At 63.3% G+C, this 22,613-nt stretch carries 24 protein-coding genes and 1 tRNA gene; 10 read left to right on the plus strand and 15 right to left on the minus strand.

Going from position 1 to position 22,613, the window contains the following annotated elements; all coding sequences use genetic code 11:
* Nucleotides 1-84: 84 nt before the first annotated feature.
* The 8 genes from GRI97_RS04295 to GRI97_RS04330 all read left to right on the plus strand — a co-directional run bounded on the left by GRI97_RS04295 (nt 85) and on the right by GRI97_RS04330 (nt 7,332).
* Nucleotides 85-828: a Bax inhibitor-1/YccA family protein gene (locus GRI97_RS04295; RefSeq protein WP_161389868.1), complete on the plus strand. Its 744-nt coding sequence runs from the start codon at nt 85-87 to the stop codon at nt 826-828.
* Between the two features lie 181 nt (nt 829-1,009).
* On the plus strand, nt 1,010-1,888 hold the full coding sequence (locus tag GRI97_RS04300; RefSeq protein ID WP_161389869.1) for a hypothetical protein: 879 nt from the start codon (nt 1,010-1,012) through the stop codon (nt 1,886-1,888).
* A 177-nt stretch (nt 1,889-2,065) separates the two neighbouring features.
* Nucleotides 2,066-2,141 (plus strand) — tRNA-Ala (locus GRI97_RS04305).
* A gap of 75 nt (nt 2,142-2,216) precedes the next feature.
* Nucleotides 2,217-3,275 (plus strand): GTPase ObgE, encoded by a 1,059-nt coding sequence (obgE, locus tag GRI97_RS04310; RefSeq protein WP_161389870.1) that lies wholly within the window; start codon nt 2,217-2,219, stop codon nt 3,273-3,275.
* Between the two features lie 76 nt (nt 3,276-3,351).
* Nucleotides 3,352-4,485 carry a glutamate 5-kinase gene (gene proB, locus GRI97_RS04315; RefSeq protein WP_161389871.1) on the plus strand — a complete coding sequence of 378 codons (1,134 nt, stop codon included), beginning with the start codon at nt 3,352-3,354 and terminating at the stop codon, nt 4,483-4,485.
* Nucleotides 4,482-5,402, plus strand: a complete 921-nt coding sequence (locus GRI97_RS04320; protein WP_161389872.1) for an NAD-dependent epimerase/dehydratase family protein — start codon at nt 4,482-4,484, stop codon at nt 5,400-5,402. The genes proB and GRI97_RS04320 overlap by 4 nt, the downstream gene beginning before the upstream one ends.
* A gap of 470 nt (nt 5,403-5,872) precedes the next feature.
* A complete protein-coding gene (locus tag GRI97_RS04325; RefSeq protein WP_161389873.1) occupies nt 5,873-6,076 on the plus strand; it encodes a helix-turn-helix transcriptional regulator in 204 nt (67 codons plus the stop codon).
* The gene (locus GRI97_RS04330) at nt 6,073-7,332 is read left to right on the plus strand and encodes a type II toxin-antitoxin system HipA family toxin (protein ID WP_161389874.1); all 1,260 of its coding nucleotides are present in this window, start codon (nt 6,073-6,075) and stop codon (nt 7,330-7,332) included. The genes GRI97_RS04325 and GRI97_RS04330 overlap by 4 nt, the downstream gene beginning before the upstream one ends.
* Nucleotides 7,333-7,355: 23 nt before the next feature.
* Here the strand turns inward: GRI97_RS04330 and GRI97_RS04335 are convergent, their stop codons facing one another.
* The 13 genes from GRI97_RS04335 to GRI97_RS04395 all read right to left on the minus strand — a co-directional run bounded on the left by GRI97_RS04335 (nt 7,356) and on the right by GRI97_RS04395 (nt 19,516).
* The gene (locus tag GRI97_RS04335) at nt 7,356-8,402 is read right to left on the minus strand and encodes a bestrophin family protein (RefSeq protein WP_161389875.1); all 1,047 of its coding nucleotides are present in this window, start codon (nt 8,400-8,402) and stop codon (nt 7,356-7,358) included.
* Nucleotides 8,403-8,574: 172 nt separating this feature from the next.
* Nucleotides 8,575-9,357 (minus strand): phosphoadenylyl-sulfate reductase, encoded by a 783-nt coding sequence (locus tag GRI97_RS04340; protein ID WP_161389876.1) that lies wholly within the window; start codon nt 9,355-9,357, stop codon nt 8,575-8,577.
* The gene (locus GRI97_RS04345) at nt 9,350-9,814 is read right to left on the minus strand and encodes a DUF934 domain-containing protein (protein WP_202392572.1); all 465 of its coding nucleotides are present in this window, start codon (nt 9,812-9,814) and stop codon (nt 9,350-9,352) included. Before GRI97_RS04345 ends, GRI97_RS04340 begins: the two co-directional genes overlap by 8 nt.
* Nucleotides 9,807-11,441 carry a nitrite/sulfite reductase gene (locus GRI97_RS04350; protein ID WP_161389877.1) on the minus strand — a complete coding sequence of 545 codons (1,635 nt, stop codon included), beginning with the start codon at nt 11,439-11,441 and terminating at the stop codon, nt 9,807-9,809. The genes GRI97_RS04345 and GRI97_RS04350 overlap by 8 nt, the downstream gene beginning before the upstream one ends.
* Nucleotides 11,441-11,740: a DUF2849 domain-containing protein gene (locus tag GRI97_RS04355; RefSeq protein WP_161389878.1), complete on the minus strand. Its 300-nt coding sequence runs from the start codon at nt 11,738-11,740 to the stop codon at nt 11,441-11,443. Before GRI97_RS04355 ends, GRI97_RS04350 begins: the two co-directional genes overlap by 1 nt.
* Nucleotides 11,737-12,492 carry a uroporphyrinogen-III C-methyltransferase gene (gene cobA, locus GRI97_RS04360; protein ID WP_161389879.1) on the minus strand — a complete coding sequence of 252 codons (756 nt, stop codon included), beginning with the start codon at nt 12,490-12,492 and terminating at the stop codon, nt 11,737-11,739. Before cobA ends, GRI97_RS04355 begins: the two co-directional genes overlap by 4 nt.
* A gap of 716 nt (nt 12,493-13,208) precedes the next feature.
* Nucleotides 13,209-13,640 (minus strand): hypothetical protein, encoded by a 432-nt coding sequence (locus tag GRI97_RS04365; protein WP_161389880.1) that lies wholly within the window; start codon nt 13,638-13,640, stop codon nt 13,209-13,211.
* Between the two features lie 458 nt (nt 13,641-14,098).
* The gene (locus GRI97_RS04370) at nt 14,099-14,539 is read right to left on the minus strand and encodes a hypothetical protein (RefSeq protein WP_161389881.1); all 441 of its coding nucleotides are present in this window, start codon (nt 14,537-14,539) and stop codon (nt 14,099-14,101) included.
* Between the two features lie 181 nt (nt 14,540-14,720).
* Nucleotides 14,721-15,116, minus strand: coding sequence for a hypothetical protein (locus tag GRI97_RS04375; protein ID WP_161389882.1), 396 nt, complete (start codon nt 15,114-15,116; stop codon nt 14,721-14,723).
* 39 nt (nt 15,117-15,155) lie between these two features.
* Nucleotides 15,156-16,208 carry a mechanosensitive ion channel family protein gene (locus GRI97_RS04380; protein ID WP_161389883.1) on the minus strand — a complete coding sequence of 351 codons (1,053 nt, stop codon included), beginning with the start codon at nt 16,206-16,208 and terminating at the stop codon, nt 15,156-15,158.
* A gap of 7 nt (nt 16,209-16,215) precedes the next feature.
* Nucleotides 16,216-17,475 carry a cystathionine beta-lyase gene (gene metC, locus GRI97_RS04385; RefSeq protein ID WP_161389884.1) on the minus strand — a complete coding sequence of 420 codons (1,260 nt, stop codon included), beginning with the start codon at nt 17,473-17,475 and terminating at the stop codon, nt 16,216-16,218.
* Nucleotides 17,412-18,281, minus strand: a complete 870-nt coding sequence (locus GRI97_RS04390; protein WP_161389885.1) for a sulfurtransferase — start codon at nt 18,279-18,281, stop codon at nt 17,412-17,414. Before GRI97_RS04390 ends, metC begins: the two co-directional genes overlap by 64 nt.
* A 44-nt stretch (nt 18,282-18,325) precedes the next feature.
* The gene (locus tag GRI97_RS04395; RefSeq protein ID WP_161389886.1) at nt 18,326-19,516 is read right to left on the minus strand and encodes a hypothetical protein; all 1,191 of its coding nucleotides are present in this window, start codon (nt 19,514-19,516) and stop codon (nt 18,326-18,328) included.
* Between the two features lie 101 nt (nt 19,517-19,617).
* Here GRI97_RS04395 and queF point away from each other — a divergent pair, with 101 nt between their 5' ends.
* Together queF and pobA are read left to right on the plus strand one after the other, a co-directional pair.
* Nucleotides 19,618-20,085, plus strand: a complete 468-nt coding sequence (gene queF, locus GRI97_RS04400) for a preQ(1) synthase (protein ID WP_161389887.1) — start codon at nt 19,618-19,620, stop codon at nt 20,083-20,085.
* Nucleotides 20,086-20,108: 23 nt separating this feature from the next.
* Nucleotides 20,109-21,278 carry a 4-hydroxybenzoate 3-monooxygenase gene (gene pobA / locus GRI97_RS04405; RefSeq protein WP_161389888.1) on the plus strand — a complete coding sequence of 390 codons (1,170 nt, stop codon included), beginning with the start codon at nt 20,109-20,111 and terminating at the stop codon, nt 21,276-21,278.
* 14 nt (nt 21,279-21,292) lie between these two features.
* Here the strand turns inward: pobA and GRI97_RS18770 are convergent, their stop codons facing one another.
* Together GRI97_RS18770 and GRI97_RS04410 are read right to left on the minus strand one after the other, a co-directional pair.
* Nucleotides 21,293-21,421, minus strand: a complete 129-nt coding sequence (locus tag GRI97_RS18770; protein WP_268891150.1) for a hypothetical protein — start codon at nt 21,419-21,421, stop codon at nt 21,293-21,295.
* A 171-nt stretch (nt 21,422-21,592) separates the two neighbouring features.
* Nucleotides 21,593-22,564 (minus strand): AraC family transcriptional regulator, encoded by a 972-nt coding sequence (locus GRI97_RS04410; RefSeq protein ID WP_161389889.1) that lies wholly within the window; start codon nt 22,562-22,564, stop codon nt 21,593-21,595.
* Between the last annotated feature and the right edge of the window lie 49 nt (nt 22,565-22,613).

Raw genomic sequence — 22,613 nt, forward strand, 5'->3', positions numbered from 1 at the left:
TTTTGCTTGAAATTGTCGATGGCGCGCCTGATATTGCATGCAGCGGCCCGGCTTGCGTGGCCGACAACTGGAGATTTGGATCAAATGGCAAATTGGAACGACCCGCGTACAACCCGTCAGGGTTTTGGCGCGCCGGCCGGCCAGGGTGGTGAACTTGCGGGCCGTACGACGTTTGACGCCGGCCTGCGGAAGCACATGCTGTCGATCTACAACTACATGGCATCGGGCGTGCTGCTCTCGGCCGTGGTGGCGCTGGTGATGTATCAAAGCGGCTTGGGTGCTGCATTGTTCGCATCCCCGCTACGCTGGGTCGTCGCGCTGTCGCCGCTGGCAATCGTGTTTGCGATGAGCTTCGGTGCGAACAAGTTTTCGACCGGTACGCTCAAGGCGCTGTTCTGGAGCTTCGCCGTGCTGATGGGCATGTCGTTGACGACCGTGTTCTTCCGCTACACCGGTCCGTCGATCGCCGCGACCTTCCTGGCAACGGCAGGCGCCTTCGCCGGCCTCAGCCTCTATGGCTACACCACCAAGCGTGATCTGTCGGGCTTCGGCACCTTCCTGATCATGGGTCTGATCGGCCTGATCATCGCCAGCGTGCTGAATATCTTCATTCAGTCGACCACGCTGATGTGGGCGGTCAGCTTCCTTGGCGTGTTGATCTTCGCGGGCCTGACGGCTTACGATACCCAGCGTCTGAAGGAACAATATGCCTATGTGCAGGGCACGGAATTCGCGGGCAAGGCCGTGGTTCTGGGCGCGCTGAGCCTCTATCTGGACTTCATCAACATGTTCCAGTTCCTGCTCAGCTTCATGGGCAACCGCGAATAATCGCAAAAGAAATTCGGTTTACCGTGCCCGGGGCGCCATTCGGCATCCCGGGCATTTTTTGTTAACCCCGGCCATTTTTTGTTAAGCATAGAGTGACTAAGCCGCTCCGGTTTTGTACGTATGCCGTTTATGGGAAAGTCTGCCGCGTGCCTTTTGCCCGCGGAGAGGGGATGCCGCAGCAATGAATATCAATGATCGCAAGCCAGCTTTTGCCCGCAAACTGCTGGTCGCCATGAGTGTCGCGGCACTCGCCGCCTGCGCCAAGGCTCCGCCGCCGCCCCCGCCGCCGCCCCCGCCGCCCCCGCCGCCGCCCGTGGCCGAGGTTATCCCCTATCGCCCCCTCCCGCCGCTCGGCGCGCCCTATGCCATGCCGCTGCCGGCGGCGCTCCCCGATGGCACCCACGTCACGATCAACAGCAATCTTGATGAACATGAAGCGGTCTGGCATTTCCGTTCTGGCTGGAACGTCGCCGCGCTCAATTGCGTGGATCCGCAATATCAGCCGATCGTCGATGCCTATGGCGCCTTCCTGAAGAAGTATGATCGCCGTTTCGATCAGGCCAATGCCGCCATCGATCAGGTCTATCGCCGTGAACACGGATCGCGCAACGCGGGTGTGAAGGCGCGTGAAGAGTTCATGACCCAGGTCTACAACTATTTCACCCTGCCGGCGGTGCGGACCAATTTCTGCAATGTCGCCCTGCAGATTTCCAATGAATCGCTCGCCACCCCGCCGGCCGATCCCACCGCCTTCGCGGTGCAGTCGCTGGGCCGGTATGAGGCGGTCTTTAACGCCTTCTTCGGTGAGTATGAAAAATACGTCGCCGATTCCGCAGCGTGGGACGCGCGCTATGGTGCCCAGTATGGTGCGTCGCAGCCCGGCTATGTCGCCGTGCATGGCACCCAGGTCGCCGCGCTCGAACCCAGCCTGCTGGACAGCAGTCAGTTGACCGGCACCGTGGTCGATCCGGCCACCGGCGCCACCATTCCGGTCGTCCAGGTCAACAATGATGCGCTGGCTACGCCGGTGGTGCAGCCGGTACCTTCCGGCTCTCGCTGATCGCAGCATCGCGTGGCGGGCTCGTTCCCGCCACCAGATCCATCGCTGATCCATCCGCGCAGCCCGGCGGCGGCGCGTGATGGCTCGCGCCTTGCAAGATTCCCCCTTCCAGCAAATGGCGTTTTTTGCTATTGGGCCCGGCCTAAGCGGGGGTATCTTCGCGCGCTGATACCGAACGGGGCCGTAGCTCAGCTGGGAGAGCGCGTCGTTCGCAATGACGAGGTCAGGGGTTCGATCCCCCTCGGCTCCACCAGGTATCCTCAACTACGCAATTTGCGTTTTTCACGCGCGGTTCGACGGCAGGCCGTCCCTGCGTTAGGGTCTGGTTATGCATTTTCTTGATCAAGCAAAAATCTATCTCAAATCCGGTGGCGGCGGCCCCGGTGCGGTGAGTTTTCGGCGCGAAAAATACCTCCAGTATGGTGGTCCCGATGGCGGCAATGGCGGGCATGGCGGCAATGTCGTCATGGTTGCGGTCGCCGGCCTCAACACGCTGATTGATTTCCGTTACACCCAGCATTTCAAGGCGCCGCGCGGCGGCCACGGCATGGGCAAGGATCGCACCGGCAAAAGCGCGGAAGATCTGGTGATCGAAGTGCCCGTGGGCACCCAGGTGCTGGATGAGGAACGCGAAGAGGTGCTCGCCGATTTCACCGAAGTCGGTCAGCGCGTCGTGCTGATCGAAGGCGGAATGGGCGGACGCGGCAACGCCAGTTACAAGACCAGCACCAACCGTGCCCCGCGTCAGCATCAGCCCGGCCTGCCGGGGGAAGAGCTGTGGGTCTGGCTGCGGCTGAAGCTGATGGCGGACGTGGGCCTGGTCGGCCTGCCCAATGCGGGCAAGAGCACCTTCATCAACCAGGTCAGCAACGCACAGGCCAAGGTAGGCGATTACGCCTTCACCACGCTGGTGCCCAAGCTGGGCGTCGTCAGCCACCACGATCGCGAATTCGTGATCGCCGACATCCCCGGCCTGATTGCGGGTGCTGCCGAAGGCGTCGGCATCGGCGATCGCTTCCTCGGCCATATCGAACGCTGCCGCGTGCTGATCCACCTTGTGGATATCTCTGTGCAAGACCCTGTGGAAGCCATGCATGTGGTGGAACGGGAACTCGAAGCCTATGGCGGCGGCCTGGAAGACAAGCCGATGCTTTATGTGCTGAACAAGGTCGATCTGGCCGATGCGGCGCTGGCGGCGGACTATGCGGCGGAACTGGAAAAGGCCGGCGCATCGAAGGTGTTCCCGATTTCCGGCGCCACCGGCGAAGGGGTCAAGGCGCTGCTTGATGCCGTGCTCGAATATCTGCCCGCCCGCACCGCCACCGAAACCACCGGCGCGGCGGAAGAAAACGAAGAGGATGCAGCGGGCTGGTCTCCGCTCGACTGACATCGCCTGGGCTGAATTCGCATGCCGATGCGGGCGGGATATTCCTATCCTGCCCGCACTGGTCTAACGGGCGCGCATGCCCATCGAACGCCTTGCCGATCTGGCAAACCCCGCCACGACCCCCCGCATCGTTTTCAAGGTCGGTTCGGCATTGCTGTTCGGCGCCGGCGGCGTGCCGGATCGCGAATGGCTCGCCTCGCTGGTGGCGGAAATCGCCGCCGCCCATGCGCGTGGACAACAGGTCATCATCGTCAGCTCGGGCGCCATCGCGCTCGGCTCTGCGCGGCTCGGCTTTGCCAAGGGCGGGCGCGGATCGCTGGCCGATGCGCAGGCTTCGGCGGCTGTGGGGCAGATCGCTTTGGCCGGCCTGTGGAGCGATCTGCTCGCCACCCATGGCATCGTCGCCGCGCAATTGCTGCTGACGCTCGAAGATCTCGAAGACCGGCGCCGCTATCTCAACGCCTCGGCCACGCTCGGCCGCCTGCTGCAGGCCGGCGCCGTGCCGGTCATCAATGAAAATGATTCGGTCGCCACGCAGGAAATCCGCTTCGGCGACAACGACCGGCTCGCCGCCCGCGTGGCCCAGGCTGCCTCGGCCCAGGCCGTGGTGCTGCTGTCCGATGTCGACGGGCTCTATGATCGTCACCCCTCGGAACCGGGCGCCAGCCTGCTTGAGCAGGTGAAGGGCGTCACCGCCGATGTCCACGCCATGGCCAGCGGCACCTCCGGCTCCGGCATGGGCTCGGGCGGCATGACCTCGAAGCTGCAGGCCGCCGAAATCGCCACCCGCGCCGGCATTACCCTCGCCATCGCCAATGGCACCCACGCCAGCCCGCTTGCCCGCGCTCTGGGGGAGGAGATCGGCACGCTGTTCACCCCTGTGCGGCGAGATGGCGCGCGCAAGGCCTGGCTGGGCGGTCGCCTGCGGATGAAGGGCCTGCTGGTGGTGGACGATGGCTGCGCCCGCGCGCTGGCCCGTGGCGGCAGCCTGCTCGCCAGCGGCATTGTGGAGGTGGAGGGGGATTTCCGCCGGGGCGATCCGGTGATCGTGCGCGATCAGGCCGGCGGCCAGCTGGCCCAGGGCCTCAGCGAATATGACGCGGCCGAGATCGATCGCATTCGCGGCGCCCGCAGCAACCAGCAGGAAGAACTGCTCGGCTACGCCCCGCGTTCGGCGGTGATCCACCGCGATCAGCTGGTCCTGCTGTGACGCCAACCGCGCCTATCGCCATCACGGGAGCCACCGGCTTCGTCGGCCAGGCGGTGGTGGAGGCGGCGGCGCGGCAGAACATCCCGCTCCGCGCGCTGACCCGCCGCGATCAGCCCGCCACGCCCGGCGTCACCTGGGTGCCCGGTGATCTGACCGATCACACCGCCCTGGCCGAACTGGTGCGCGGCTGCGAAGCCGTGCTGCACATCGCCGGCGTCGTCAGCGCGCCCGATGCCGCCGGTTTCCACGCCGGCAATGTCGCCGGCACGCAAGCGGTGCTGCGGGCCACGCAGGACGCCGGCATCGCCCGCCTGATCTGCGTCTCCTCGCTCTCCGCGCGCGAACCGCAACTCTCGCTCTATGGGCAGAGCAAGCAGCAGGCCGAACAACTGGTCATGGCAACCGGACTGGACTGGACGATCGTGCGCCCCCCGGCGGTCTATGGCCCGCGTGACAGGGAAATCCTCGAACTGTTCCGCGCCGCCCGCTGGGGCCTGGTGCCGATGCCGCCCAGGGGGCGCACCTCGGTCATCCATGTCGATGATCTGGCCCGGTTGCTGCTGGCGCTGGTCCCGGCGGGCCCGCTGATCAGCGGCAAGATCTTCGAACCCGATGATGGCCTGGCCGGATGCTGGGACCATCAGCACCTCGCCCGCGCCATCGGCCACGCCGTCGGCCGCCGCGTCTGGGCGCCCAATCTGCCCGCCTGGCTGCTGCACGCCGCAGCCCGCGCCGATGGCCTGCTGCGCGGCAAGGGCGCCAAGCTCACCCGCGACCGGGTCGGCTACATGATTCACCCGGATTGGGGCTGCGGCACCGCCTTCGCCGTGCCGCCCTCGATCTGGCAACCCCAGGTCGAAACCACAGCCGGCCTGCGCGCCACGGCCGATTGGTACCGAGCGCAAGGCTGGCTGTAACGGCGCCAGCGCAGAAAAATGAAAAAATGTGGGATCGCCGGGATCGAAATCCGCATCCGACCGTACCCACCCCAGAAAAAAGGCCCGCACCGTTGCCGGGCGGGCCTGAAAGTCTTGGGAGAGGATGCCTGAAAGGCACCCTCTCTATCGGCCTGTTCCCGATTCGCCTCAAACGCAAAAACCGCACGCCATGTTGCAAAAAACGCAACATAGTCGGCGTTTCTCTGCATTCCTGTTCACATCGCTGTCAGGAAATCCGACGGTGGCGATATCGTGTCATTGTGCTGGGCTGGGAATGATTTCAACCTTCTCCAGAACAAGACGAGACCCATGCTCATGGTCTCCATTTCCCGATCGGGAAATTTTTGAGTATCACCTATTCATCAATCCATGATATTCCCGATCGGTAATATTCAGTACTATCCATTGTGAGCATGCTCTAACATTCCCGTTCGGGAAAGGATTGCCCGTTGGACCCACAGCAAATCGGCAAAGCAGTGCGTGAAGCGCGGCGCTCCATGGGGCTGCGCCAGGATCAGTTGGCTGGCGCTGCCGGCGTCGGCCTGCGTTTCATCGTCGATCTGGAAGCGGGCAAGCCGACAATTCAACTGGGCAAGGCGATCCAGGTGCTCGATGCATTGGGGTGCACGCTCACCATGGACCGTCGTGCATGAGCCGCGCGCTGAAAGTCCTGTGGTCCGGAGCCCGCGTGGGGACGCTTCGCCTGGATGAACATGGCGACATGGTGTTCAGCTATGAACCGGCTTGGCTGCAGGACACCGGCAAGCCGCCGATCTCGGCTTCTCTGCCCAAGCAGGACGCCCCCTTCGGCCGCCGCGCCTCCCGCCCTTTCTTCGCCGGGCTGCTGCCGGAAGACAGGCAGCGGGCGGGGGCTGCCCGGGCGCTCGGCGTTTCGATCGGCAATGATTTTGCGCTGCTGGATGCGCTGGGCGGCGATGTTGCGGGCGCCCTGGTGCTGTGGCCGGAAGATCATGACCTGCGTGCGCCATCTCATGCCGATCCGCAGATGCTGGATAATGTGCAACTGATCGCCTTGCTCGACAGGCTGCCGCTGCGGCCGATGCTGGCGGGAGAAGGCGGACTTCGCCTGTCTCTGGCCGGCGCGCAGCCGAAGCTGCCCATCGTTCTGATCGACCAGCGCATTGCCTTGCCAGCACCGGGGCAGCCGACCACGCATATCCTGAAGCCTGCGCTGCCACACTATCCCGGCACCACCGAGAATGAAGCATTCTGCCTGCGGCTTGCGACCGCAGTTGGGCTCTCTGCCGCTTCGGTGGAACCACGTCGCCTGGGCGACCGCAGTTTTATGCTGGTCGAACGCTATGATCGCATCGAAATGCCCGGTGGCATATGCGAACGGATTCACCAGGAAGATTTCTGCCAGGCCCTCGGCATCGCGCCGGAACGCAAATACGCATCCGAAGGCGGCCCCACTTTCAAGACCTCGTTTGAACTGATCCGTCGGATATGCGCCCGGCCGGCGATGGATGTGTTGAGGCTGCTCGATGCGGCGATTTTCAATGTCATCATCGGCAATGCCGATGCCCACGGGAAGAATTTCAGCCTGCTCTATCCCCCCTCCGGCCCGACCCTGACCCCGCTCTATGATCTGATGGCGACGATCATCTATCCGCAGGTCAGCACCCAACTGGCGATGAAGATCGGCAAAACATCGGCGATCGAGGACATGGACGGTCGGGTCTGGTCCAGATTTGCCGAAGACATCGGCATGTCGGCACCCTTCGTGCGGAAGCGCGTGCGCGAACTCTGCCGCAAGGTCGCTGCCTGTTGCCCACCCGTTTCCGAACGGCTTGCCGGCGAAGGCTTCGCCGGTGACATGCTGGATCTGCTCACGGCAAATGTGCAGAACCGTGCCTCCGAACTGGATGGCTTGCTCGGTTCGACATAGGTGCACCGCTTCCTGGGCGGCACTCAATACAAGATATGGTCCCGCGGCTGCAGCTTGTCCGGCAGATTCCCTTCATCCAGCATGTCGCGCAGATCGATCTCGATCGATCGGCACAGCGCAGACATGGAAACGTCATGCGGCCGCCCTTCGAACGGGTCTTCCGAACTGTCGCCGATCTTTTCCCAGGTCAGGAAAATCCAGGAAACCAGCACGGACAGCGGCACCATCGCGAACAGCATCGCATCGGTCGGGCGGATGTATGGCGTGTCGAAGGTCTGCGCGTAATTGAAGCTCGCCAGCAGTTCCTCTTCATAAACATCCAGCAGACCGAGCGGCAGCAGCAGGCAGAAGATGATCGTGAACACGTGGGAGAAGAAGGCATATTGGCGCGGGAAGGGGGTGTTCTTGATCCGCTCGCACATCCCCTGCAATTCGTAACAGCTCTCCAGCGATTGCTGCAGCATCATCTGGCCAAAGCCATCGATGGTGCCATCATGGCGCAGCGCGCGCACATCTTCCGCCTGCCGCAACACCAGCTGGCTGGCGACATTGCGTTTGCCCTGCAGCATCGCCCGCTCGTCTGCCGAAACAAACGGCGCGATGACCTCGTCCACGGTGGTCGGGTCCCGATGCGCCGCAACGAAGCGCTCCATCAAAAAGTTTTCCCGCACGCCAAACCCGGATGACTGGCGCAATTGCACACGCAGCGCATTGATCCAGGCCAGATGGCGATAGACCAGCGCCTTTTGCGATGGGGCAGGGGCACCTGATGCGGTGCCGGTCGGCAGGCTCAGCACCTGAATGGTCCAGCTGCGCGACAGATTGACGATCGATCCCCAGATCTTGCGCCCTTCCCAGAAGCGTTCATAGGCTTGGTTGTTCTTGAACCCGATGAAGAACGACACCGCGATTCCGACCGCGCTTACCAACTGGAACGGCACATCGATCCATTTGATGTTGAACACGAAAAATGCCGTCAGCGTGGCCGCGGCCCACAGCGTGGACCACAGCAGCGCCGGCCAGGTCGAACGCAGGACGAAGGGGGCGGTCAGATTGCGCCTGATGTACATGCAGCAGCGGCTCCGAAAAGATTACCGGTGAACCCGGAATGTTGCAGTGCAGCAACGCCGGGGGAGCCATCGGGTTGCCGCAATTCCCATATTCATCTGCGATATGACGCCACGAAAAAGGGCCCGAAGCGCATCAGCGCCCGGGCCCCTCTTTCATTGCACAGCCTGCGTTTTAGAAGGCCGGTTCGAACCCCGGGGGCAGCTCTTCGCTGTCCCTGGTTTCGGGCACGGTCGAAGAGTGAATGCCGCACTCCGTCTTGTCCCAGCCGCGCCAGCGTCCGGCGCGCGGGTCTTCGCCCGGCTTGACCGTGCTGGTGCAGGGCTCGCACCCGACCGAGAGATATCCCAGCGCTTCCAGCGGATGGCGGGGCAGGTCATGCGCGGCGAAATAGGCGTCCAGATCCTGCTTGGTCCAATCGCCGAGCGGGTTGATCTTCAACCGGCCGTCCTCGATCTCGAACCGGGGCAGGTTCTGCCGCGTCACGGACTGGAACGCCTTGCGCCCCGAAATCCACGCATCCAGGCCATTCTTGGCGCGTTTGAGCGGTTCGACCTTGCGGATTTCGCAGCAGCCGTCGGGGTCGTAGGACCAGCGCAGCCCGCTGTCGTCCTTCTTCGCCAGAACATCCGCGTCAGGCTGTACGACGGAGCTGTTGTGCAGCCCCAGCCGATCCAGCAACAGCGTGCGATAATCCAGCGTTTCCTGGAACATCTTCAGCGTATCGACGAAGATCACCTCGGTCGTCGGATCGGCCTGCGCCACCAGATGCAGCAGCACGGCGCTCTCCGTCCCGAAAGACGATACCACCGCCACCCGGCCCAGATCATGGTCCGCAAACAGCTGCGTCAGCATGGTGCCCGGGTCCACCCCGGCAAAACGCGCATTCAGCGCATCGGCATCGGCCTGGGTGAAGCGCGCGGCGGTATCGATGCGGTCCTTGATGCGACTAGCCATGCCGTTTCGCCCAGATCGGCGCACGGCCATCGATCGCCGCCTGATAGACTTCGGGCCAGCGGTCGAATGCGGCGCGCGCATCAGCTTCATCCAGCGGCTTCTGCGGGGCGAAGCTGTCGAAACCGCAGCGGCGCATATGCGGCAGCTGATCGATCAGCACGTCACCGACCGCGCGCATTTCCCCAGCATAGCCGGCTTCGCGCAGAATCCGCGCCGCCGAATAGCCACGGCCATCGGTGAAGGAGGGGAAGTTGACTTCCACCAGCCGGATGCGGTCCAGCAGCGGCAGCAGGGCACGGGCGTCATCGCCCGGCTCGATCCGCACGGCCGAGGCATTGGACTGGTCGACGAAGGAATCCACCGTCACCGCCGGATGATCGACAGCCTCGTCATCGCGGAAACGGAACTGCACCTCATCCACGCCCGGCGCACCGGCGGTCACAGCTGCATCATCCATAAATCGCCTCCTTGAAGGGGTCCATGCCGATCCGGCGATAGGTATCGAGGAAGCGTTCATCGCCCTCGCGCTTGTCCAGATAGACATCGGTCACCTTGTCGATCGCATCGACAATGCCGTCTTCGGTGAAGCCTGGCCCGGTGATCTTGCCCAGCGAGGTATCGTCCGCCTCGCTGCCGCCCAGCAGCAGCTGGAAATTCTCCAGCCCCTTCTTGTCGACCCCCAGAATGCCGATGTGGCCGGCATGGTGGTGGCCGCAGGCATTGATGCAGCCGCTGATCTTCAGCTTCAGCTCGCCCAGCGTCGCGCCCTTGCCGCTGTCGGCAAAGCGCTGCGAAATCTTCTGCGCCACCGGAATCGATCGGGCATTGGCCAGGCTGCAATAATCCAGCCCGGGGCAGGCGATGATATCGCCGATCTGGTCCAGATTGGGCGTGCCCAGGCCGGCTGCGGCCAGCTGCTGCCATACGGCGAACAGATCGGCCTTGCGCACATGCGGCAGCACGATGTTCTGCGCATGGGTCACGCGGCATTCGTCGAAACTGTGTTCGCGCGCCAGATCCGCCATCAGATGGATCTGCGCCGCGGTCGCGTCGCCCGGAATGCCGCCCACCGGCTTCAGGCTGATGGTCACGGCGATATAGCCGGGCTGCTTGTGTGTGTGGCAATTGGCCGCAACCCATGCGGCGAAATCCGGGTTCGACAAATCCAGATCGTCGGATGCAGCGGCATCGAACGGCGGATCGGTGAAATACCCCTTGATCCGTTCAAGTTCGGCCAGCGGCGGTTCCAGCCCCTGGGTCTGCAGATGGGCGAATTCCTCCTCCACCTGGCGGACATATTCGTCGCGGCCCAGTTCGTGGATCAGGATCTTGATCCGCGCCTTGTACTTGTTGTCGCGCCGGCCATAGCGGTTGTAAACGCGCAGGCAGGCTTCCGAATAGGTGATCAGCTGGTCCAGCGGCACGAATTCGCGGATCATCGGGGCGATCATCGGGGTGCGGCCCATACCGCCACCGGCATAGAAGGTCGCGCCGATTTCGCCGGCATCGTTCTTCACGATGCGGATGCCGATATCATGCAGCTTCATCGCCGCGCGGTCGGTCTTGCTGGCGATCACCGCAATCTTGAACTTGCGCGGCAGGGTCAGGAATTCCGGGTGGAAACTGGACCACTGGCGCAGCAGTTCGGCATAGGGGCGCGGGTCGATCACCTCATCGGCGGCGGCCCCGGCGAAATGGTCCGAACTGATGTTGCGGATGCAATTGCCGCTGGTCTGGATGGCATGCATTTCCACCTTGGCCAGATCGGCCAGGATGTCGGGCGCATCTTCCAGCTTGATCCAGTTGTACTGGATGTTCTGCCTTGTGGTGAAATGACCATAACCGCGATCATATTTGTCGGCGATATCGGCCAGGATGTGCATCTGCGCCCCGCTCAGCGTGCCATAGGGCACCGCCACGCGCAGCATATAGGCGTGCAATTGCAGATAGAGCCCGTTCTGCAGCCGCAGCGGCTTGAACTGGTCTTCCGTCATCTTGCCTTCGATCCGGCGACGGGTCTGGTCGCGGAATTCCGCAACGCGGGTATCGACCATCGCCTGGTCGTATTGATCATATTTGTACATCAGATCACCCAGTTGCCGGCTTCGGGATCGGCCGGCTTGAGAGTAAGGTCAGGCCGCACGGTGGGGCCCAGCGCGCGAATGCGGTCCTTGATATGGGCCGGGCGAACCGCTCCAGCCTCATCCTTCGTGGCTTCGATCGCATAGGATGCGTTGATCCGCCGGGCGCCTTCCTCCCGCGCCAGGATCGCGGCGGCATCGTCGCCCACGTCGACCGCATCGTCGACATGGATCGACCAGCCGGAACCATCCCACCAGGTAACGGCCCCGGTCTTCAGATCATTGCCGGTCAATATCTTCACTCTGCATACTCCTGCGCGATCGGGGCCAGCGCGGCATCGGGCTGCGCGGTCACTTCGCCAATAATGATCAGGGCGGGGCTGCGCACCCGTTCCCGTTCGACAAGGTCGGGTAGCGCGGCCAGCGAACAGCGCAAGACACGCATGTTCGACCGGGCGCCATTTTCGATCACCGCCACCGGCACATCGGGGGTCAGCCCGTCGCCCATCAGCTTTTCGGCGATGCCGGGCGCGGTCTTCACGCCCATGTAGATAACCAGCGTGCGCCCTTCGCCGGCCAGCCCGGCCCAGTTCTGTTCGGTCAGCGCCTTGCACTGCCCGGCCACGAAGCTGACGATGCTGGCATGATCGCGATGGGTCAGCGGAATCTGCGCTGCCGCCGCCGCGCCATTGGCGGCGCTGACGCCCGGCACCACCTCAACGCGGATGCCAGCGGCCCGGCAGGCCTCGGCCTCTTCCCCGCCGCGTCCGAAGATGAATGGATCGCCGCCCTTCAGCCGCACGACATTGTGCCCGGCCGCAGCCTCACGCACGATCAGCGCATTGATCTCTTCCTGGGGCAGGGTGTGGCGCGCGCGCTGCTTGGCGACCGAAATCAGCCGGGCATGCGGGCCCGCCAGCGCCAGGATCGATGCATCGACCAGCCCGTCATGCACGATCAACGGCGCCGTCTGCAACAGCCGCGCCGCGCGCAGTGTCAGCAGATCCGCATCACCGGGACCTGCACCGACCAGATAGACCGTGCCTTTTTCCATGCCGGGCACATGGTACCACGTCCCGCCAATAACCAGCGAGAATGCATATCGCGCCGGTTAGATCAGCTTTAGCGGCTGGGGAGAAATCACTTGGCGGCAGGGGGTTTTGCAACCCCCAACCCCACCGTCATGCCGGACTTGATCCGGCATCCATCCCTCGTCCCACTCGGATCAGGCAGGCTGAGCGCCGCACCGCCCCCGAAACGCCAGCAAACCAAGCCTGCGCGAGACCTGAGGCGGTGGCCACACGGATGCCGGATCAAGTCCGGCATGACGAAAGAATGGGGGCAAGCATCCGTAAATCCGCAACTGTGGAGATTGTGTGGAGATGGCCGGCGCCCCTTTAAATCCGGGCGTCGCCCTGGTCAGCCAACCACCGTTGGCATAAGGGTCTGCCCGGTCACTGGCTGGGCGACATGAAACCGCGACAGTATCGCTTTGGGCCATCGCTGCGGCAGCGGGTTGGGCCAGCGCCACCCGTCGAAGCCCGCGAGGCAAACTCCTCCCACCGTCATGCCGGACTTGATCCGGCATCCATCCCTCGTCCCGCTCGGATCACGCAGGCTGAGTGCCACACCGCCCACGAAAACGCCACCCAAGCAAGCCCGTGCGAGACCTGAGGGTGCGATACAATGCCCAACTCACCTCGCAATCGCGCTTCGGTTCCCGCAACTTGATATCCGGTCAAGGGAACTCCTGCTGCGGCGTCCCTTGCATCACCGGCTGACAATCGTGCACCAATCGTCATCGACGAAAGATTCCTCAATCTCGACATATCTCGGGCCGAGCAAAAATGTTTCGATGAAAGGATCGCATGGTCCCAGATCGACAATCGTATCGTCTCGCATCAAGGCAAGACACCCCGTATTCTTGTCCAGAATGAGAGGAAGATACAGGATCTGCCCGATCACCAGCGCATCTGTTCTGCCCTGAAGATAGAATTGCTTGCCCGAAATTTCGCTGCTGGAAAAAAGATCGACCGAGCCGAACCGGGCCCCATCGGCCACCCTCAGAAAATCGTCCCAAAGCGGCGAACCCGTCTGTGGATTTACACTGCCGGCAGGGATGTCGCCAAACAATGGCGCAGCGGGTTCAGCGGCCAAACGTGCCCGCAATTCCACAATGCGGTTCAGCAAAGTCTCGTTCAAAGCAGTTCCATTTTTAGTTCAGGAAGTTCCAGGGACACCGGGTTCCGGGGGCATGATACCGACTCACCTCGCCATCGCACTTCGGCTTCCATAATTGATTATTCTGTTACCCAGCCTCCTGAGGCAAACTCTTCAACTCCCAACTGCACCGTCATGCCGGACTTGATCCGGCATCCATCCCTCGTCCCGCTCGAATCATGCAGGCAAAACGCCAAGCCGCCCCGGAAAACGCCGGCAAAGCAAGCCTGCGCGAGACCTGAGGCGGTGGCCACATGGATGCCGGATCAAGTCCGGCATGACGAAATGGAGAGGCACATGGTTTTGAGATCGTAATGCTCAACTCATCCCACCAGCGCGTCTCAGTTCCGAAATTAAGTATTACGTCCACGGAGCTCAGTTTTTCACGGATATCCCGTTTCCTTGCGTCAGGCGCATAATGTGCTTTTCAAGGGCTGTGACTATTTGTGCATAATATCTTCAAATATAAAATCGAAATCATTTTCACTTCCAGGCAAAAAATAATATTCATCGTTTCCAATCAGCAGAACGCCGTATAGATCATTAAAATTAGAGCTATTTATAACTGCAATACTGTCGTCTTGAAAGGAAAAGTAGTCTAAGCTCCAGCTGTTTCGCTCTTCTGGGGGGTAAAGTGAAGAAAATTCTTCGAACCTTTCAGGCTGAAGGTTGCTCGGTGAGCTTGTTACCCGCAGAAAGGCTTTCTGTTTTTCGCTAGGCCTGCGTTGAGCACGGCTGCGTCCTGGCTGGGTTTCAGAGGAAGCGTCGTAAACTATGCGCTTGCCTTCGCTCCACCTATTGCCATCGGCATCCCCTTGGCCAGAGCAAGCGCTAACACCTAACAAAGCAAAAAGGATCAGATAGATAAGTCGCCTTTTCAATCTTCTTACCCCACCATGGCGATTCGGTTTCGGCCCGGCTTTCCTGGTAACATCTGCCGGCCAAGTTCTCTGCGAAGACGGGTTTCAGTCGCTCCCGCACCTGCTTCTCCTGTATCCAGATCGGCCGCTCAAGTCCGGGCATTCATCATCGAGAAAATTTATCGCGTCGGTCAGGTCAGCCTCAGCGACCACCCCCAGCAGCCGCCGCGCCGCCCGTCACCACGCCCGTACCAACCTTGCGATTGCGTTCGAACGCGGTGAAGCTCTGTCCTTCGCGCACGGCCACCGGGCACACCAGCCGCATGGGGTTGGTCGTGCCGGGTCGGTGCCCGCCGTTGATATCGGTGAAGAATTCGCAGGTCACCGGCTCGGCATCGTCGAACACGATGCTGGGCCGGTAGGGGTCGAAAATCGGGGTGCTCCGCCCGCCTTCGGGTGATCGTTCCATCAGCGCCAGTTCGGCGGGGATCGGCTGGCCGGGCGAATATTGGGCCGGTCCGGCGGCATCCTGGGCAAGGGCGCCGGCCGCGATGAAGGGCGTGCTGGCGATGACGATCAAGGCAAGGATCCTGTTCATTCAGCCAGGCTAGCAAGCTGAACGGTTTTGTCGAATCGCTCAGGGCGCTTCGGGCGAATTTTCCGCCTCTGGCTGCCCGGGTCTGCTCTGCATCGCGCCCAGCACCTGCTCGATCCGTCCGGGCGGGTGCAGCGAAATATCGCGCCGGGGCACCGGCACGCAGATGCCGTGTTCCTGAAACAGCAGCCACAGCGTTTTCAGCACTTCGGACCGGACATTGCCGACGCCCATTTCCGGGTCGTCGATCCAGCAATGAATATTGTATTCAAAGCCATATTCGCCATAGGCATTGAGCCATACGGCCGGCGGCGGCAGTTGCAGCACCCGCTCGCACGATCGGGCGGCCTTCATCATCAGCTCTTCCGCCAGCGTGATGTCGCTGTCGAAACTCACCCGCACCGGCACCTGCACGCGCACCTGGCGGCTGGAATAGGACCAGTTTTCCACCTGATTGATCATCAGGTTTTCATTCGGGATCAGATATTCCTTCTCATCCCGCGTCACCACGGAAACCGCGCGGATGCCGATCTTGCGGATCTGGCCGAATGTGGTCAGCCCGGCCTGATCGGCCACCGAAATCACGTCGCCCGGCTTGATCGAACGGTCCATCAGCAGGATGATCCCGGCGATCAGATTGCCGAAGGTTTTCTGCAGGCCGAAACCGATCGCCAGGCCGAATGCGCCGGAAAACACCGTCAGCGCAGTCAGATCCACGCCCAGCACATCGATGCCCACCAGCACCGCAATCGCCCAGATGGTGATCGATACCAGCTTTTCGCTCAGCAACCTTTGCGTGGCGTCCAGTGCGGAAAGCCGCCGGATCAGCTTGCGCGACACCCAGGTGCCGACCCGCGCGAACAGATAGACGCCCACCAGCACCAGTACGATGACCAGCAGCGTCCAGACCGAAAACCGGCTGGATCCCAGCGTGAAACCCCAGGCGTCCAATTGTTCGACCAGCCGGGCAATGCCGCCGCCGTTTTCGACCACGACATCCTTCAGCACATCGGCGCCGGCCACGGCCTCTTCGCCCTTCGCGCCCGTCGGTGTCGGCGCCGGGGTGGATTTCGCTGCGGTCAGATAACGCGCCATGGGCCGGTCAGGCGCCTGCCATCGCCGCGAAGCCGCGTTCCAGATCGGCGATCAGATCGGCCGGATCTTCCAGCCCGATCGACAGCCGCACCACCAGCCGGTCCTGCGGATCGGTGCCGATGGACGGCCACACGGTTGCGCTGCGGGCGCGGGCCGGATCGACCGGGGTCACCAGGCTTTCGAACCCGCCCCAGCTGTATCCGATCCCGAACAGTTCCAGTGCATCGATCAGCCGGGCACGCGCCGCCACGCTGCTGCCCTTCAGCACGAAGCTGAACAGGCCGCAGCCGCCGGTAAAATCGCGCTGCCACAGATCATGTCCGGGCGCGCCGGGCAGCATCGGGCACAGCACCTGCGCCACCTCGGGTCGGGCGGCCAGCCAGCCGGCAATCTGCAGAGCGCTGGCCGTGGAATGCTGCAGCCGCAGCGCCATGGTGCGCAGCCCGCGCAGCGCCAGCGCGGCATCGTCGGGCGAAACCACATGGCCCAGCACCTGCGATTTGATCCGCAGCGCCGGGTACCATTCCGGCCCGGCGGAGACCGATCCCATCATCAGGTCCGAATGGCCGCCGACATGCTTGGTCAGCGCCATGATCGACATGTCGCAACCATGGCTCAGCGCGGCAAAGCCCAGCTGGCTGGCCCAGGTGTTGTCGATCATGGAGACTGCCCCGCGTTCCCGCGCGATGGCGGCCAGGGCGGGGATGTCGCACACTTCCATCGTCAGGCTGCCGGGGCTTTCCAGCAGCACCGCCCGCGTGTTGTCGCAGAACAGCGCCTGATAGGCCGGGATATCCAGCGGATCGAAGAAGCGGGTGGTGATGCCCAGCGGCGCCAGCAGCTGCGCCGCCATGGTGCGGCTGGGTTCATAGGCATTGTCGCTGATCAGCAGCACATCGCCCTGTTTCAACACGGTCAGCAGCGCCCCGGCGATCGCGGCAACCCCGCTGGGGTACAGCACCGTGCCGGCGGCACCGGGCTCCAGCTCGGTCAGCGCGGCAGACAGCGCCCATTGGGTCGGCGATCCGCGCCGGCCGTAATAGAACTGCCCGTCTTCATTGGGGCGACCCTTCGCCAGATCGGCGCAATCGGCATACAGATGCGTGCTCGCGCGCCAGACGGGCGGGCTCACCACCGCACCGCCGGTCCACTCGTCCCGCCGGCCTGCCTCGGTCACCCGCGTGGCGGGCCTGTGTTCGCGGCTCAAGCGCCGGCTCCGTCGATACCGGGGGACAATTCCTTGGGCGTGGCTGGATCGGTGCCCCATTCGCTCCAGCTGCCATCATACAGCGACACATCGCTTTTCCCCAGCAGCGCCAGCGCGAACAGCAGCACCGCCGCCGTCACGCCGCCACCGCAGGTGGTCGCCACCGGCGCATCGATATCCACCCCGGCCTCGGCAAAGGCGGCACGCAGGCCGGCCTCATCCTTGAACGTGCCATCGGCGTTGTAGAGTTTGCCGAACGGCAGATTGACCGAACCGGGAATATGCCCGCTGGCGACATTGGGCCGGAAATCGCCCTCCGCCCCGCTGAAGCGGGCGGCGCCCCTGGCATCGACCACCTGCTCGCGCTTGCTGGTCAGATTGTCGAGCATCTCGGCCTTGTTGCGCACCAGCCCTTCGCCGGCTTCGGCAGAATAGGATGTGGCGACATGGGCCGGGTCACCGCTTTCCAGCGGGCGGCCCTCGGCGCGCCATTTGCCCAATCCGCCATCCAGGATCGCGGCCCTGGCGCCATGCAGCCGGGCGATGAACCAAGCCCGCGCCGATGTCTTCACCGCGCTGTCGTCATAGATCACCAGCGTATCGCCCGGATGCACCCCCAGCTGGCCCATGCGGGCGGCGAACTGTTCGGCGGTGGGGATCGCGGCCGGCACCGCGCTGTCCGGATCGATCAGCGTCGCCAGATCCAGGAACCGAGCCCCGGGGATATGCTCTGCGGCGAACTCGGCGCGGGCGTCGCGCTTGGCATCGGGCAGATGGGCCGATGCGTCTAGGATAACGAAACCGGCGGAACCCGGCGCAGCGGCAAGATGGCCCGCGAGCCATTCGGTGGAAACGATCATGTCCATGCGCGATGGACTAGCCTGTGCCCATGGCGCCGTAAATGCGTGTTTCAGGCGAAGGCGCGCTGCGCCACCTGGGTGAAATTGCGCGGCCCCTGATCCAGCCGGAACGGCTGCAGCCCGGCACCCGCTTCGGCGCCCGCGCCGCTCTGGCCAACCACAAACACCTTGGTCGCCACTTCGCCCGCGTCGCTTTCCACCCGGAACCGCACCAGCGGCAGCATCAGCGTCACATTGCCCTGTCGGATCGGCACGATCTGGGGGAAGGGCAGCCGCAGCTCCCCCTTCAGCTCATGGCTGGCCCCCGCATCGATCTGTTCCACCCGATGCGCCGGCGCCGTGCCCGCCGCCGGGCCGGACAGCTGTTCTTCCCGCGACAGCGATGCATGGGCCGAAATCATGTCCACCGTCACCCGCAGGCCATGCATCGGCACGGCATCGCCATTGGACAGCGTCAGGCGATAGGGCAGCGTCGCATTCATCAGCGTCAGCCCGAACCGCAGCGGTTCCAGCTGCAGCGACAATCCGGCTGCCGGTGTCACCGGCACGGGTGCAGCCGGTTCCGGCGATGCCTCAACAACCGGCTCGGGAGTCGGCTCAGGAGTCGCAATGGGCTCCGGCGGCAATTGCGGCCGTTCAATCGGCGCGACCTTGCGGACCACGGGCATGCCCTGCCGGCTGTTGCGCCAGACCAACAACCCGGCACCCGCGATCAGCACCACGATCCCGGCCAGCCACAGCACCCATGCCGGCATGCCCTCATCGGCGACCGCAGCGGTCGGCTCTGCCGGGGCGGGCAGGGGCTGTATGATCGGGGCCGCTGCCGGTGCCTGGGTGGTCGGTGAAGTTGTGGGTGCAGATGCGGGCGCGGGCGTGTCGGTCGCTGCCGGTGTGGCGGGCCCGGATCCGTCCGATGCGGAGGCAGGGCGCGTTGCGGCGGGGGTGGGGCGTGGTTCGGCGCGCGGATTCTGCGTCGCGCGCGGCGCCGGTTGCACCACCGGGGCAGAGGTCGGGACGGTCACTACCGGGGCACGCGGGGCCGGTGTCGGGCTGGGCGTGGCGCGTTCGGCCTGCGGCTGCGATTCGGGCACATCCTGCGCCACCGGCCCCTGCCGTGTCGGATCAATCACCGGGGTTTCCGGCCCGGATGGCGGCAGGCGAAAATCGGAAACGCCCTGCGCCAGCGCGGCACCGGGGGCTATGATGGCAGCACTTGCCAGAAGGATGATGGACCGGATCATGGGCAGTTCGCTGGCTTCGGGAATGCGGCTGAATAAGCACTTAATTGGCCAGGTCAAAGCGTTCGCTTGTGTCGCCCCCACGATCGCGGCATGGAGGCGGCATGTCTGACACAACTGGTCCCGATGGCCTGAGACAGCTCGGCCGTCAGAGCGATATGCCCGCCTCGCCGCAGGAAGCGGTGCTCGATTATGTCGCCAATCCCCGCCCCGGCTCGCTCTATTGCATCCGCTTCACTGCACCGGAATTCACCTCGCTCTGCCCCGTCACCGGGCAGCCCGATTTCGCCCATATCGTGATCGATTATGCGCCCGGTGAAACGATCGTCGAATCCAAGAGCTTGAAGCTGTTCCTGGCATCCTTCCGGAATCATTGCGGTTTTCATGAAGATGTGACGGTCGGCATTGGGCAGCGGCTGGCGGAGGAAATGTCGCCGCAATGGCTGCGCATCGGCGGTTACTGGTATCCGCGCGGCGGCATCCCGATCGACGTCTTCTGGCAGAGCGGCCCGCCGCCAGCGCATATGTGGCTGCCCGATCAGGGCGTGCCCAGCTATCGCGGGCGTGGCTGAAAGCTTCCTGGGAGCATAAGGAAATGAAGACACAGGTCTGCATCATCGGCGCCGGTCCGGCCGGCCTGCTGCTCGGCCACCTGCTCCGCGCCGAAGGCGTGGATTGCGTGGTGCTGGAACGCAAATCGCCTGACTACGTGCTCGGCCGCATCCGCGCCGGCGTGCTGGAACAGATCACCGTATCGCTGATGGAACGGCTGGGGCTGGACGCCCGTCTGAAGGCCGAAGGCCTGCCGCATGACGGCTTCAACCTGGCCGATGGTGAGCGATTGATCCGCATCGATATTGCCGAACTGACCGGCAAGCATGTGGTCGTCTATGGCCAGACCGAACTGACCCGCGACCTGATGGACGCCCGCGAAGAACGCGGCCTGCAGGTGATCTATGACGCTGACGATGTCACCCTGCACGATGTCGCCGGCGATGCACCTTTTGTCACCTACACCAAAGACGGGACCGAGCATCGCGTCGATGCTCGTTTCATCGCCGGCTGCGACGGTTTCCACGGCCCGAGCCGCAAGGCGGTGCCGGCCAGCGTAGGGCAGGAATATGAACGCGAATATCCGTTCGGCTGGCTCGGCATTTTGGCCGATGTTCCGCCCTGCAATCATGAACTTATCTATGCCAATCACGAACGCGGCTTCGCCTTGGCGTCAATGCGCAGCGAAACACGCAGCCGCTATTACATCGATGTCCCGCTGACCGAAAAGGTCGAGAACTGGCCCGACGAACGTCTGTGGGATGAATTGGCAATCCGGCTTGGCCCACAAGCCGCTGCCCATATCACGCGCGGGCCGTCACTGGAAAAATCGATCGCCCCGCTGCGCAGCTATGTATTCGCGCCGATGCGGCATGGTTCGCTGCTGCTGTGCGGCGATGCGGCGCATATCGTGCCACCAACCGGAGCCAAGGGCCTCAATCTGGCGGCGTCGGATGTGTTTTACGCGGCCCGCGCCCTGACCGGGTTCTTCCGCGCCAATGACAATGATGCCATTGCCGCCTATTCGGATACGGCGCTGTCGCGGGTGTGGAAGGCGGAACGGTTCAGCTGGTCATTGACCCGGCTAATGCACCGTTTCCCGCAGGATGGTTCGTTCGAACGCGCCATGCAGGTGGCGGAACTCGATTACATTTCCACCAGCCGCGCGGCCCAGACCAGCATTGCCGAAAACTACGTCGGCCTGCCGGTCTGACCCGCAGCTTGAACTTACAGTTCCTGTTCGACTTCGCGCGACGCTGATTGCAGGTCTTCGCCGGCACCGGATACGGTGTTGCAGGCGGCGGTTGCCAGCGTGATCGTGGCAACTGCGGCGACGATGAGAAGCTTGCTTTTCATGGGATGACCCTCGTTTATGGCGCGATAGCGTTATCATGCCGTTGTAACGGCGAGGTAACGTGCGGCCATACTATCTGGTTCCGTGCCCTACATTTGGCTGCGCCAGGGTGGTGCCCGACGCGGACGGATGCGCCTGGATGTCCGCCCAATGTTCATAGGTCGCCGCCAGGATCACGAGCTGCGGCGGGAGCGATAAACGCGCGGGGAACAGCCGAATTTCTGGTTGAAAGATTTGGTGAAATGGCTTGCGTCGTTGAAGCCGACCGAGAACGCAATATCCAGGATGCGGGTGTCATCGCGCGAGACGCTCAGCAGCCGCGCCGCCTCTGCCAAGCGTTCTTCCAGAATGAACTGCCGCGGGGAAATGCCAGCGTCGAGGAAGGCGCGTTGCAGATGGCGCGGGGTCACGCCCAGCGTATCAGCCACAGCGCACACGGTCAGATCGGGATCGTGCAGGTGCCGCGCGATCAGCGCCGTTGCCGAACGGCGCAGCGAATTGGCGGTGCTGGAATGGGCCACGACGTCTTCACCGAAATCATCATGGCAGATCAGGCGGAACACGCCGGCCAGCACATCGCTGAGATGATCGGTCCAGGCCGCATCGGGAACCGCCTGCAGGGCATCCTTGCTGGCGCGGATGACGGTGGAGGCGAAGGCCACGCGCGGGTCCGAAGCGGGCAGGTGACGGCCGACCAGCCGTTCCGGATCGGCATGATATTTCGCCGCCAGGGAGAAGGGGATCTTGATCAGCACCAACCCCATATTGTTGCTGGTCATGCTTTCCCATGGTTTGGCCAGATCGCGGATGACGATGTCCCCGGCGTTGAGATCGGCTGACCAGCCGCTCTGAGCCAGAGTGGATTTGCCGTAATCGGCGACCGTCATCATCAGATAATCGCTGCCATTGGTGGCCCATGGGCCGGCTTCGACCGCGCGGCTGGAGGCGCGGGCGGGGGAGCTGTCGATCACGACAAAGCCGAGCGGGCCGAGATTGCAGCGGCGCATGCTGGCGCGAAACCCATCGCCGGCCAAAGGATCGACATGCATTTCGGACAGGGTTTCACTGCCATATTCAGACCAGCGCCTGGCCCTGAGGGAGGCGACGACGGTATCCGTCGAAAACTCCTGCCATGGTGTGCCCATGCTCTCTCTCCAATTTTGTTGCAGGCTAGCCCAAGACAGGCCGTTCCAC

This window comes from Croceibacterium xixiisoli (assembly GCF_009827305.1).
In the GTDB taxonomy this organism is placed as follows: domain Bacteria; phylum Pseudomonadota; class Alphaproteobacteria; order Sphingomonadales; family Sphingomonadaceae; genus Croceibacterium_C; species Croceibacterium_C xixiisoli.

Coding starts and splice junctions, on each gene's coding strand:
- GRI97_RS04375 (WP_161389882.1), bottom strand. CDS start 15,116: ATGAACAGGATCCTTGCCTTGATCGTCATCGCCAGCACGCCCTTCATC.
- GRI97_RS04340 (WP_161389876.1), bottom strand. CDS start 9,357: ATGGCTAGTCGCATCAAGGACCGCATCGATACCGCCGCGCGCTTCACC.
- obgE (WP_161389870.1), top strand. CDS start 2,217: ATGCATTTTCTTGATCAAGCAAAAATCTATCTCAAATCCGGTGGCGGC.
- GRI97_RS04345 (WP_202392572.1), bottom strand. CDS start 9,814: ATGGATGATGCAGCTGTGACCGCCGGTGCGCCGGGCGTGGATGAGGTG.
- GRI97_RS18770 (WP_268891150.1), bottom strand. CDS start 21,421: ATGAAAAGCAAGCTTCTCATCGTCGCCGCAGTTGCCACGATCACGCTG.
- GRI97_RS04350 (WP_161389877.1), bottom strand. CDS start 11,441: ATGTACAAATATGATCAATACGACCAGGCGATGGTCGATACCCGCGTT.
- metC (WP_161389884.1), bottom strand. CDS start 17,475: ATGGGGCACCGATCCAGCCACGCCCAAGGAATTGTCCCCCGGTATCGA.
- GRI97_RS04390 (WP_161389885.1), bottom strand. CDS start 18,281: ATGGACATGATCGTTTCCACCGAATGGCTCGCGGGCCATCTTGCCGCT.
- GRI97_RS04300 (WP_161389869.1), top strand. CDS start 1,010: ATGAATATCAATGATCGCAAGCCAGCTTTTGCCCGCAAACTGCTGGTC.
- queF (WP_161389887.1), top strand. CDS start 19,618: ATGTCTGACACAACTGGTCCCGATGGCCTGAGACAGCTCGGCCGTCAG.
- GRI97_RS04330 (WP_161389874.1), top strand. CDS start 6,073: ATGAGCCGCGCGCTGAAAGTCCTGTGGTCCGGAGCCCGCGTGGGGACG.
- GRI97_RS04335 (WP_161389875.1), bottom strand. CDS start 8,402: ATGTACATCAGGCGCAATCTGACCGCCCCCTTCGTCCTGCGTTCGACC.
- GRI97_RS04295 (WP_161389868.1), top strand. CDS start 85: ATGGCAAATTGGAACGACCCGCGTACAACCCGTCAGGGTTTTGGCGCG.
- GRI97_RS04395 (WP_161389886.1), bottom strand. CDS start 19,516: ATGATCCGGTCCATCATCCTTCTGGCAAGTGCTGCCATCATAGCCCCC.
- proB (WP_161389871.1), top strand. CDS start 3,352: ATGCCCATCGAACGCCTTGCCGATCTGGCAAACCCCGCCACGACCCCC.
- pobA (WP_161389888.1), top strand. CDS start 20,109: ATGAAGACACAGGTCTGCATCATCGGCGCCGGTCCGGCCGGCCTGCTG.
- GRI97_RS04380 (WP_161389883.1), bottom strand. CDS start 16,208: ATGGCGCGTTATCTGACCGCAGCGAAATCCACCCCGGCGCCGACACCG.
- GRI97_RS04410 (WP_161389889.1), bottom strand. CDS start 22,564: ATGGGCACACCATGGCAGGAGTTTTCGACGGATACCGTCGTCGCCTCC.
- cobA (WP_161389879.1), bottom strand. CDS start 12,492: ATGGAAAAAGGCACGGTCTATCTGGTCGGTGCAGGTCCCGGTGATGCG.